This window comes from Candidatus Thiodictyon syntrophicum (assembly GCF_002813775.1).
GTDB classification, from domain to species: domain Bacteria; phylum Pseudomonadota; class Gammaproteobacteria; order Chromatiales; family Chromatiaceae; genus Thiodictyon; species Thiodictyon syntrophicum.
The window spans coordinates 2149421-2161823 of the sequence record NZ_CP020370.1 but is presented as its reverse complement, the minus strand read 5'-3'; the positions used below and the strand labels follow the sequence as shown (position 1 = coordinate 2161823).

The following is a 12403-nucleotide window of genomic DNA, read 5'->3' as shown; positions in this document are numbered from 1 at the left end:
TCATCCACGCATAGTGCAGTGCAGACATCTTTTCGGGTGTACGTCGGCATGATGGCAACGGCTCAGGACTGCGGGTGATTCTGCTGAGTGTAAAATAGCACAGAACGCGGCTATTTTTGTACCAGAACCTTGGTAAGCACACAAATCAACTGGGCAACCTCTACCAATCGCTGCACACCGCAGCGGCGAGACGGTCGAGATCCTGACCCAGAAAAACGCCGCCCCCAGCCGTGACTGGCTCAGCCCCCACCAGGGCTACCTCATCACCGCGCGCGCCCGCAACCGGGTCCGCCAATGGTTCAAGCAACAGGATCACGACCTGCACTGGCAGGCCGGGCGCGCCGCCCTGGACCGCGAACTGGTGCGTCTGGGCATCAGTGAAAAGCCCCAACTGGAGCAACTCGCCCCCCGCTACAACTTCAAGCGCGGGGAGGACCTGCTGGCCGCCATCGGCCGCGGGGACCTGTCGGTCGGCGTGGTGGCGCGCCAGGTGGGCGAGCCACGGACCCCGGATGGGCGCCCCGAGGCACGGGAGCCGGAGCCGCGCACCAAGGCACCGAGCAAGCCCAAGCCCGGCGCCGGGGAGGTCGTGGTGGAAGGGGTCGACGACCTGCTGACCCAGATCGCCCATTGCTGCAAACCGGTCCCCTACGACGCCATCGTCGGCTTCGTCACCCGCGGGCGCGGCATCACCGTACACCGGCGCGACTGTCCCAATGTCCGCCACCTGCCGGAGGGGGAGGCGGCGCGGCTGCTGCGCGTGCGCTGGGCCGACCAGCCGGCCGACGCCGCCTACCCGGTGGACCTGCTGGTCATCGCCGCCGACCGCAAGGGCCTGTTGCGGGACATCTCCTCCATCTTCGCCGACGCCGACGTGGACGTGCTCGGCGTCAACTCACACTCCGAGCGCACCACCGACACCGCCGCCATGCGCTTCACGGTGGAGGTGCGCGACAAGGCGCACCTGGACCTGGTGCTGGCCAAGCTTGCGCAGACGCCCGACGTACTGGAGGTTCGGCGGGCGTCGTGACCCATTGGCCTGGAAAGCGGAGGTGTCACGCAAAGACGCCAAGAACGAAAAGAAGGGGGCAGCCTCAATGAAGCAGGAACTTAGCACTGAAGCTACCTATGTGTAGTCTTGGATAGATCTGAGAGAACGGTCACTGATCCGGGTCTACACCTAAGGCCCGCAGCCGCGCCGCAAGCCGGTCGGCACATGCCTGCTCCTGCTCGAACAGCGCCCGCTCCTGGAGCACCGCCTCCGGGAGTGTCGGAACCAGGGTGCCGACGTCATCGTAGAAGCGCAGCAATCCATCCAGCACCCCCAGTGCCAACCCCAGAACGTGCCTCTTGAGGTGGCCCCGGACATCCGGCGCGATCGGCCGATACTGGCGGTCGGCCAGGCTGAAACCGCTCAACTCAGCGGTTTCAGGGGAGAACCAGAAATATTCCGGGGTCCGAAAGACCGTCTCGTAGAGGGTCTTCTTCAAGGTCCGGTCGGTGCGGGCCGTCTCGTCGGAGAGCAGTTCGATGATGAGGTCCGGGTAGCGCCCGCCCTCCAGCCAGACGGTCCAGGAACGGCGCGGACGCCGCTCCACGTCGCGCACGACGAAGAAGTCCGGGCCGCGCAACTCGCGACGAGCGGACTGGTCACGGCGGAAATAGACGCTCAGGTTGGCGCCGATGAAAAAGTCGTCCCGACCGCGCCAGTGCCACTCCAGGGTGCTGACCAGCAGGGCCAGTTGGTCCCAGTGCAGAGAGCTATCCATCTCCGGCTCATCGCTGTCGGGTTCCCGGCCCTCGAGGTAGGACCGGGTCAATGCCTCGGCGGTCTGGGACACGGTGAATGACCTCCCGGCTCTGGGTGTGGGGGAAAGTATGGCGCCAACGGGGCGCCTGGGAAAGGCCGCACCTCAGGGCGCGGGCGATCAGAAGTGATGTGGTGACCGAGATCCCGGGTACGCTGTCGTTGTCGTTGTCGTTGTCGTTGTCGTAATCGAACAATCCGACCACGACCATGACAACGACGCCCGGTCCGTGGGAACGTCCGGTAGCTTTAGGTGATGGTCCGCGACTGACAACGCCGTGACACTTTGTGATTGTCATTGTCATGTCATTGTGATTGTCAACGCGGATCGGGAGGCCAAGTCGTCGCCGGCCGCGGCCCGCTCGGCCTCGACAAAATTGCGGTCGGCGGCGATCGGTCCGCACAGCGGACCCTACGGGCGCAAGTCGTAGGGTCCGCTGTGCGGACCAGCGACCTCGCGGTGGTCGCGGTGCCCGGGAATATGAGCAAGGCCGCCCGCTCGGGCCGGGGACGGGTGATCCGCGGCCCCCAAGGCATTGGTCAGCAGTTCGGCCAACGCCGAACGCCGCCCTCGTGATACCGCTCCAGCGGTATCACGCCTGTGTCAGGCGCTCTGCGCCGCGGGACCGAGCGGCCGACGCCCTGACCCGGGCGGGCGCCGATCGATCCGGGCCGCGCAGCGGCCGACACCTGGGTGACACCGCTGGAGCGGTGTCACGGGGTTGCGACGGGGGCAGGCGGGGCGGCGGCGCTGCCTGACACCGTCATTGACAATCGCACTGACACTGACAATGACACTGACAATCTGTCAGCCCCTTGTCAAACGCGAACGGACCGCTGCGCGGTCCGTTGGAAGAAAGGGTCAAAGGGTCAATGGGTCAAGGCTGGCGGGGCGCGGCCAGGACGCAGCGGAACCCGACGAGCGGGTCCCGGTTCCTGGGCTCGAACCTGAACCGGAACGAGGAGCGCAGGCTCCAGGCCCTGATGACGAAAGCACCGCCGCGCAGCACGCGCGACGACCCGCCGTCGCCTTGGGCCAGGGGGTCGATGACCACTCCTTGCGCCTGACACCGGTCATAAAACCCGTCGTCGTCCGCATCCAGACACCATTCCAAGACATTACCGGCCAGGTCCAGCACGCCCTCGGGTGTCGCACCGGCCGGGAAGACCCCCACCGGGCTCGGGTCACCGACCCCGGTGTCGTCGAAGTTGGCCCGCCGCGCAGCGGGCGCCTCCTCACCCCAGGGGTAGCGCCGACCCGGCCCACCGCGGGCAGCATATTCCCACTGCGCCTCGCTGGGCAGTGAGACGACGCGGCCCTCCGGCAGCAGGGGATCGCCCTTGGCGCCCTGGGGCCTGGCCAGCCGATCGGTCAGCCAGGCGCAGAAGGCCATGGCCTGATACCAGGAGACCCCGACCACCGGGCGACTGGGGTGCGCCTGCTGGTCCTCCCAGTCGTGGGGCTCGACCGGCTCGTCCGCACCGCCGGCCCGCCACCAACCCGGGTCCGGGTCCTCCTCCGCCAGGAATTCGGCGAACTCGGCGACCGTGACCGGGAAGCGGGCGATGGCGAAGCCGCTGACCTGGACCTGATGGACCGGGGCCTCGAACTTGTTGGCTTTCTCGTCATAACCGGGGGCCTGGGCGTCCTGCTGCTGCGCGCCCATCCGGAAACGCCCGCCCGGCAGTTCGACCCAGCGCTCGGGATGCGCCCAATCCAGCCGCGGGTCGCCCGCCTGGGCCAGGGCATCGGCCGCGGCGATGCGATCCGCCAGTGGGATGGCGTCGGCCTGCTCCGGCTCGAAGACGGCCAGCGCGGCGGCCAGGCACCGCGCATAGCGGGGGTCGGCCGGGCGGTACCCGAAAGGGTCCAGGTCGCGCACCAGTGCCCCCAGGAGCCCGGCGGCGCGCGCCTGTTCCGCCAGGGTGGACCCGGGGCCCAGCCGGTCGAGGACGGCCGCGACCAGCCCCTCGACCTTCTCGCCCCCTTGCTCGTGGAGCACACCACCGAGCAAGAGGACGGTCTCGCGCCATTCGGAGCGATAGAGCGCCGGGGTGCCGCCGTCGGCGCTGTCCAGTAGGGCCGCGGTGCGCTCGGCATCCGCCCGACCGGCCAGGGCCTGGGCGGCCAGGTATTCCTGGAAGGTCAGGTGCCAGAAGCGCACCTGGTTGCCGCGGCGCACGATGAGACCGCTGTCGAGTTCCTCATCGAGCAGGAAGGCCTCGGCGCGCTCGATGGCCCCGGGGTCGCCGGTGCCGGCGGCGGGAAAGTGCTGGGCGATGCGCTCGGCCGCCCAGTGACGGGTCACCTGGACCTGGCGGCCCCGACCGTCGGACTGCATGGCGAAGGCGAGATCCCGCAGGACCCGGCGGCAGCGCTGGACCGGGGCGCGCCCGGCACGGTCTTCGCGCGCCCGGATCAGCCAGTGGACGATGGAGTCATAGAGCTCGGCGCGCTGCTCGGGCAGGCGCTTGTCGTTCCAGTGCAGGACGGCGAGTGCGGTCAGCATGACGGCATTGCGGGCGAGGCGCCGGATCTCCGGGCGCGAGTCCAGCGCGGCGGCGAGCGCCCGGCGGTGCCGCTGCGCCTGCGCCGCGCTGTCCGGAAAGAGCGCGGCGCTCCAGCGCGCGAGGAAGCGGGCGATGGCGGCGGGGTCCAGACGCTCGATCAGGGTGTGGGCGAAGCCGGCGAGCAGCACCTCCTCCCGCAGCGCCGCCGGGCGGCTGGTGACGACCAGCGGGCAGTCCCGGTAGGCGCGCGCGGCCGACTCGATGACGGCGACCAGGGCGCGCCGCCGGCCCAGATCCGGGGCCTCGTCCAGGCCGTCGAGCAGGATCAGGACCTCGCCCGCGCGCAGCAGCAGGCGCCAGGCGTCCGCGTCGAGCCCCAGGCACTGGTCCTGCGCCTGGGCGCCCAGGTACTCGGGGAGCCACTCGGCGCCCTTGACCAGCGCCGGGCCCAGGTCCTGGGCCTGCACCCGTTCCATGAATTGCAGCCAATCGGCGATCCGCACCAGCACCGGCAGGCGCGCGCGCCCCAGGCCCAGGTGCAGGGCGGCGGCGCGCGGGCCGGGCGGGCGCCCGAGCCGGTCCGCGGTCAGGCAATGGGCGACCCAGCGCAGGAAGGTGGTCTTGCCGCAGCCGGGGTCGCCGACGATGACCAGGCGCCGGTTGGCCAGTGCGGCGTGCAGCGGGGCGGCGCCTTGCCGGCCGAGGTCGGCCGGCCCGCCCTTGTCGGTGCGCGCCGCGGCGCCCCCGGACGCCCCGGCGGAGGCGGCACCGCTCGCCTGGAGTTCGATGAAGAGGTCGGCGATGGGGATGCGGTTGGCCTCGGGGCGGCCGGTCTTGAGGCCGCGGATGGCGATGGTGGCGGTCTCGTCCCAGAGGTCTTGGAGATAGCGGGTCGGGTCGGCGGGCGGTGGGCTCCGGCGCTTGGCCGGCGGGCGCTGGCGCTCGACCGGGGCGAGCTCGAACTGCACGACGCCGTCCGGGCAGCCAGGCTGGTTGCCGTCGACCTGCCAGGCACCCTTGACCCAGGCGCGGTACAAGACCCGCACCTGCTTGGGGGCCGCCTGGAGTTCGATCCATTGGAAGGCGTTGGGGTAACTGCCGTGCTCGTAGAGGCACCCGGCGGCCAGTTCCAGGCAGTCGCGCCGGCGATCCGCGCGCAGGATCTGGGCGGAGTCCACCTGATGCAGGTGCCCGCGCAGGAGCAGGTCGCGGTGCAATTGGACCCGGTCTTTCACCTCAGTGGCGTCGAACTCGGCCAGGTAGTCCCAAGGGTGGTGCAGCAGGGCAAGGCGCCAGTGCGCCCCTGCGGCATTCCCGGTGTCGATGGTCTGGTTGACCTGCCAGAGCCCGAGTAACAGGTGACCGCGATCCGCGTCGCCGCGGGCCATCCAGGCGGAGTCGAGCCCGGCGCAGTGCAGCCGGGTCTTGCGGATGGTGATGGTGCGCTCCCACCAGGGGAGCGACTGGGGTTGGCCGAGCCAGTCCGAGTAGAAGGCGAGATAGGCGGCGTGACGCTTCAGGACCAGTGCCCGTGCGTCATCGTCGGCGAAGAGGTCGGCAATACCCGGCTGCGAGCGCCCCTGGAGCAGTGCGTCCTGGACGTGCTGCACGGTCGGGGTGACCCGGGTGCGGTCCACGTCGTGATTGCCGGGTACCAGCAAGAGCGGGTCCCGCGGCAGCGGCTTTGAACGCCCGGGGGTCAGGCGCGGCCAGAGTTGCCCGGCCAGCCAGTCGCGCGCCAGGGCGTACTCGGCCGGGGCGCCGGCCTGGGCGATATCGCCGGTGATGGCCACCAGGTCGGGGACCAGTCCGTCCGCCACCTCGCGGGCGATGGCCGCGGCCAAGTCGCGCAGCACCGGCTCCCGGTCCCAGGTGGTGCCGGCGCGAAAGTGGATGTCCGAGAGGTGCAGGAGGCGAATCGGCCCTGTCATGGCGGTGTCCGAGGTCCGGTCCATTGGTGGCGCCGGGGGCCGCGATGCTGCGCCTTGCCGACGCCGCCAGGATAGCAAAGGGGGGCGATGCCCGGCCAGTCGCCCACGGGTCCGGCCCGTGACCCGGCCCGCCTTGCACAAGGCCGAAATCCTGCTATATATAAGGCTTATCGGCAATCGCAGCCGCCGATTGCCCGCCACTGCCTGACTGTTCGGAGGTTTTCCGTGGCCAATCTGTTCAAGCGTCTCGGCGATGTCATCGCCGCCAATCTCAATGAGCTGGTGGACCGGGTGGAAGACCCGGAGCGGATGATCAAGCAGATCATCCGGGAGATGGAGGAGAATATCCAGAACGCCCGGGAAGGGGTGGTCGACGCCCTGGCCAGCGAGAAGCAACTGGCGAAGGAGCTCGAGCACCAGCGCCGCCAGTCCGGGGAGTGGCAGGAGCGCGCCCGCTCGGCCCTGACCGCGGGCAATGAGACCCTGGCGCGGGAGGCCCTGCTGCGCAAGAAGGAACACGACGGCATCGTCGCGAGCCTGGAGACGTCCTGGGAGTCGGCCCGCCGTACCAGCGAACGGCTCAAGGCGCAACTGCGCGCTCTGGAGGCGAAGCTGGAGGAGGCGCGGCTCAAGAAGGGCAGTCTGGTCGCCCGGCAGCGGGCCGCGCAGGCGTTCGAGCAGATGGATCAGGTCCGCGACCGCTTCAAGACCGGACTGGATCTGGATCACTCCTTGGGCCGCATGGCGGACCGGGTGGGCGAGATGGAGGCGCGGATGGAGGCGCGCGAGGAACTCGCCGGCGAGTACAGCCAGCTCGAACGTGAATTTCTGCGGCTGGAGACAAACGTCGAGGTGGAGGCCGAACTGGCGGCCTTGCGCAAGGAAATCACGGGCTGAAGGCTGGCGGCGCCGGTTCGCCGCGACCCTTCGGCCCCCCCTCCCCCAACCCCTCTCCGGCCGGGCCTGGGGGTGGACGCGGGTGCACCAGGTGCAAGACGACACTCCCGCCGGAATCGATCATTGGTCAATGGAAAACACCATGTCAGAGCGACCGAGTGACTCAGCCCCCGCGCCGGCCCGGCGGCCGGATACACCAACCCGGATGCAACGGCTGCGGCAGGTGCTGTCGGGCTGGCCGAAGCTGATCCTACCCTTCCTGGTACAGAACATCGGCTGGTTCGTCGGCGGCTTCTGCTTCGTAGCCGGGGTCCAGTTCCTGGTCGCCAATACCACCGGTTTCGTCAATGCGCTGGTGGTCTTCGGCAGTCTGTGCGGGGCGGCCGCCTTCCTGCTCTGGGCCGGCTATCAGTTCCGCCGCCGCCGCCCGGAACTGGTGGCGACCAGCAGTATGCTGCTGACACTCGCGGTCCTGCTGGGACCGCTGGTCCTGGCGGATGCGGTCCGTCTGATCGACGCCAGCCGCGGGGATGCTGTTCTGATGATGCTCAGCGTGCCCCTGGGGCTCGCGACCCTGGCCGCCTTCGCCTGGGGCGCGGCCCTGGCCGGCGCGCTGATGGACCGGGCGCTCCAGGGCCGCTTTGCCTGGCTGCTGGCGGCCCTGGCGGCGGTCCAACTGGCCGCCCCCCTGGCCTGGGTCGCGCCCGGCTGGCCGGTCCTGGCGGCACTGCACGTACTGCTCCTGGCACTGCTCAGTTATGCGCTCTGGAGCTTCACGGGCGAATGGCTGCGGCGGCTCTTCGTCGACCGGCGCCTGACGACCTGGTTCGCCGTCGGCACCCTGGTCTATACCGCGGCCGTCTCCTTCATCCACCTGACCTGGGTCTGGCCGCAACCGCTGCCGGCCGGTTACCTGGGCCCCTACCTGATGGCGCTGACCAGCCTCCTGTTGCCGGTGGACGCCGCGTTCAAGGAGTGGGTCAGCAAGTATGCCTTCCTGTCCCGCTTCAGCTTCCTGCTCTATGGTCTGTCGGCAGTGGCGGTGGCCGTGGCGGTGCAGAGCACCCCGGCGGCGCTCCTGACGCTGACCATGGGGGCGGTGCTGTATGGCTGGATGACCTGGCGGTATCGGACCCTGCCGCCGCTGTATCTGTTGATCGCCTGCCTGGGCGGACTCTACGGCTTCGCGGTCCTGTCAGGTCTGCCGCCGGCCTGGCACGGGCTGGCCAGCCTGCCGGGATTGCTGGCCCTGCTGGGACTGGCGCGCCTGGCGGCGGCCCGTTCGCGCAACCTGGCGCTCCAGTGCCTGGCGGCCGGCGCCCTGCTCCTGATCGGGGTGACCGTCTGGAGTCTGGTCTGGACCCCCCTGGGCGAACCCCCGGGATTCGCCACGGCCGCGACGGCGGCGCTCCTGATGTATGCGGCGGTGCGTCTCGCGCTGGCCCTGCCGCAGGCCGATCCCCGCTGGGCCAGTGCCGACGCCGCCGTGATCGTACTGGGCACCGCGGCGGTCGTCTGGCTGCCGGACTGGCTGCCGCTCGACTGGGCCTTGCGCACCGCCTTTGGCCTGCTGGCCCTGGCCGTGCCATGGGCTGCACTGGGCCTGCATGACCGCCGCCAGTCGACCGCCTCGCGGCGGCTGTTCAGCGCCGCCGCCGTGACCAACATCCCGCTCGCCTTGGCATTGGGCGGACTCGCCCTGTGGCCGGGGCTGTTTGGACGCCTGGAGCCGATCCTGTTGCTGGCCCTGGCCGGGACCCTGCTCCTGTGGCTGAGTCTGGTTCTGCGTTGGCAATCGCTGTTCTACGCGGCGCTGGCCTGTGCGGGTGTGATCGGTGCGTTGATCAAGCGCGGCTATTTCCCCGGTCCCGGCACCGGGCTGGCGGCCTTCTGCCTGGTGCCGATCCTGTGGGCCTTCCTGTGGCGGCTCCAGCGGCGCGCTCGCCTGCAAGGTCTCCTGCAGGCGGACCCGGATGCCGTACCGCACCACGCGGACCCGCAACCCCCAGGCCCGTGGGATACCGGGCTGACCGCGGTGGTCCAAGCGCCGCTGGAACAGGCGATGGCCCTGCTGTGGTCGCTCGGCTTGGTGCACCTGGTCCCCCGTCTCCTGGAGGCCCCGGCGGGGCCGGGGCGACCCTGGATCGCCGCCCTGGCGGCGGCGTCGGGCGTGCTGATCGTCGGCTATTTCCACCTGTTCCGCTGGATCGCCGTGCCGATGCTCCTGGGGCTGGCGGGCCTGCTCGCCGGGCTGGGACAACTGGGGCTGACCTGGCCCTGGCGGCTCGCGGCGGCCATGCTCTATGCGCTGCTCATCTGGCGCGCGGGCGTCGCCCTCCTGGCGCAGCCCTTGGCCGGGCAGCTCGCCCGGGTCCTGGGATTCACGGTGCCGGGCGGGACCGGGGGCGGCCGAGAGATCGAGGCGAGCCTGCACGCCTGCACCCTCCTGACCGCCGCGGTCGTCCTGTCGACCGTTCTGACGCTGGCCCGGCTGGGCGTGCCGATGCCGTCGCTCCTGCCGGCCCTGACCCTGTGCCTGCTCGCCTTCCTGCTGACCGGCTGGTATCACCGCACGCCCCTGCACGCCTGGGCGGCCCTCATCACGCTGGTGCTGGGCGCCTGGCTGACCGCCGCCTGGCTGGCCCCGCCCGTCCTGTTCGCGCTGGGGCAGCCGGGGCTCAACGCACTCCTGGCCCTGGGCCTGACGGCGGCGGCGGTGGGGCTGGGGCCCCGACTCGCACCCGGTACGCCGCTGGCCTGGTGGCGCACACCGCTCCAGGCAACCGGCGGGGGGCTGTACCTGCTGGCGCTGGCCGGGGCGCCGTTGGCGGCCCTGGCCGGTGATGCGCGCCTGCCGGTCCTCCTGGGGCTGCTGTGTGTCGCGCTCTTCCCGGTGACCCGGCCGCTGGCGCAGGCGCCGCAATGGCGCGGTCCGGCACTGGCCCTGCTGTCGACCGCCCTGGTCTGGAGCCTGGCGACACAGACGCACCTCGACCTGCGCACCGGGGTCTGGACCGCGGTCGGCTGGGGCCTGGCCCTCTCGGCCCTGGGCAATCTGGCGCTCCCCCGCTGGAATGCCCGCCGGCCGGACTGGGCAGTGGCAACGCCGGCCTGGCTGCTGCTGGGATTGGTCGCAGTGCTGGGCGGGGTGACGATCGGGGTCCTGACCGGCGTCTGGTCGCCCGCCGCCGCGCTGGGCGGATTGGCGCTTTATCTCTTGTTGCTGCAAAGCAATACGGCCTGGCCGGGCCTGCCCTGGCTGGCGGTCGCGGCCCTGGCGGGCAGCGGCCTGCTGGCCGCGGGCGTACTGGAGTGGACCTGGTGGGACCTGGGCCTGGGGCGGCCCGCCCCGAGCGGCGAGTTTGCCGCCGCGCTATTGTGGGTCAACCTGCTGTTCCTGCTGCTCGCGCTGTGGCGGCGCCAGGGTCCGACCCTGGCCCGGTGGCTATCCTGGCGGCAGGAGGGGCTCGCGGCGCCGCTCTTTTGGATCCCCTTCGCGATCCTGGTGCTGCTGCTCGCCCGGCTGGTGCTGGTCGCGGCCGGCAGTCTGCCGTGGTTTGGGACGCTGCGCCTGGCGCCCACCGCGGGCCTGCACAGCCCGCTTGCCCTGTTGCTGGCGGCCACGGCCGCCCATGCCGTGTGGCGGCGGCCGGAACAACTGACCGCCCAGGTATTGTTGGCGGCGCTCGCGGTGACGGTGCCGACGCTCCTGCACGATCTGGCGATCCCCCTGGCGTGGCTGCCGCTGGGCCTGGCCCTGTGGTGCGGGGCGCTCCTGCTGGCCTGGCGGTACGGGCCGCACCGCACGGACCTCTGGCGTGCCGCCCTGGCGCCGTGGCTCGACTTCCTGCCGATCGCCGCGCTCGGCCTGCTGGTGCCGCTGGCCGGTACCGACTGGCCGGCCTGGACCCTGACCCTGTTGCTGCTGGCCCTGGCGGCGCTGGCGCGGGGCTGGTGGCAGGGCGATTCGTTCTGGCTGAACTTCGGCCTGCTGCTGGCGCTGGCGGCACTGGCGGGCGGCTATGCCATGTGGCTGGCGGGAATGCCGCTCCTGGCGATCACCCGGATGCTGCCCTGGTACGCCCTGCAGACCGTGCTGTTGCTGGCCCTGTTCATGGTGGTCCGGCAGCGCCTGCGGCACTGGCTGGCGGAGGCTCACCCCGCGGCGGACGAGGGCCTGCGGACGCGCCTGCGCGGGGTCGAGCGGACCGTGACTGGATTGATCTGGGCCTTGCTGACCCTGAGCCTGCTGTGGCTGGGCTGGCACACCTGGTTCCTCGTGACGTACCTGGCCGGCTCAGGGCCGCCGCCCTGGCATTTCGGCCAGACGGCCGACGCCGCGGCGACGGGTACCGCGCTGCTGCTGCTGGCGGGACTGGCGGCGGTGCGCGCCTGGCGGCAGCCTGAGGAGCCGGAATGGGTCTATGCGGGGGTGCTCCTCACTGGGCTGCTGATCGTCTACGGACGGCTGGTGCTCCTGGGGCTGTCGCCCTTCACGCCCTGGGACAGCATCGCGCTGCTGGCTGCCGCCGCGGGCGTCCTGGTGCTGCATCGGGTCACCGGCTTGCGGCCCCTGTACCCCCTGGCCCTGCTGCTGCCGCTCCTGGCGATCGCGACCGCGCCCTGGCAACTCGCCTCGCACTGGACCGGCGGGGTCCTGCTGGCCGCCGCGGTGCTGTATCTGTCGCTGGCCCATACCCTGCGCAATCCCTGGCCCCTGTACCTCGGGGTACTGGCCCTCAACGGCGTGGTCTATCTGTGGGCACCCCTATGGGCCGAACACTGGGGCCTGTGGCAGTTCTATATAGTCCCGGCGGCGATCTCGGTGCTGGTGCTGGTGCACCTGCACCGGCGCGAACTGCGGCCGCGGGTGTGCAACGGCGCGCGGCTGGCGGCGCTCAGCGCACTGTACGCCGGCGCGGGGCTGGATCTCTTCCTGCGCCCGGAACTGAGCGTCTTCGTGCTGGCCCTGGCCTTGGCACTCGCCGGGATAATCATCGGCATCGCCCTGCAGATCCGGGTCTTTCTCTATGCCGGCGTGGCCTTCCTGGTGCTGAACGTGGGCGGGCAGATGGTCCGGTTCTACCCCGACCAGGGCAACACCCGGGCCCTGATCCTGATGGGACTCGGCGCGGCCATTACCGGCGGGATGGTGGTCTTCAATCTCAAACGCGAGGCGATCATGCAGCGGATTCGCATCGCCCGGGCCGATCTGGCGCGGTGGAATTAGCGGGCGGCTCCCCAGTGCGGCACGATC

4 protein-coding genes and 1 pseudogene are annotated in these 12403 nt (G+C 70.8%); 3 read left to right on the top strand and 2 right to left on the bottom strand.

All coding sequences use genetic code 11. From position 1 onward, the window contains the following. Window positions 1–181: 181 nt before the first annotated feature. Window positions 182–1030: pseudogene (locus THSYN_RS09270) on the top strand (ACT domain-containing protein); the annotation flags it as partial. Window positions 1031–1160: 130 nt separating this feature from the next. Here THSYN_RS09270 and THSYN_RS09265 read toward each other — a convergent pair. Both THSYN_RS09265 and THSYN_RS09260 read right to left on the bottom strand, forming a co-directional pair. Next, window positions 1161–1841 (bottom strand): Uma2 family endonuclease, encoded by a 681-nt coding sequence (locus THSYN_RS09265; RefSeq protein WP_216644718.1) that lies wholly within the window; start codon window positions 1839–1841, stop codon window positions 1161–1163. Window positions 1842–2685: 844 nt separating this feature from the next. Beyond that, a complete protein-coding gene (locus THSYN_RS09260; protein WP_172965252.1) occupies window positions 2686–6249 on the bottom strand; it encodes an SUMF1/EgtB/PvdO family nonheme iron enzyme in 3564 nt (1187 codons plus the stop codon). A 225-nt stretch (window positions 6250–6474) separates the two neighbouring features. On the opposite strand from THSYN_RS09260, the gene THSYN_RS09255 reads away from it, so the two are divergent. Beyond that, window positions 6475–7146 carry a PspA/IM30 family protein gene (locus THSYN_RS09255; RefSeq protein WP_100918886.1) on the top strand — a complete coding sequence of 224 codons (672 nt, stop codon included), beginning with the start codon at window positions 6475–6477 and terminating at the stop codon, window positions 7144–7146. Window positions 7147–7351: 205 nt separating this feature from the next. Continuing rightward, the gene (locus THSYN_RS09250; RefSeq protein ID WP_100918885.1) at window positions 7352–12376 is read left to right on the top strand and encodes a hypothetical protein; all 5025 of its coding nucleotides are present in this window, start codon (window positions 7352–7354) and stop codon (window positions 12374–12376) included. The last annotated feature ends 27 nt before the right edge of the window (window positions 12377–12403 follow it).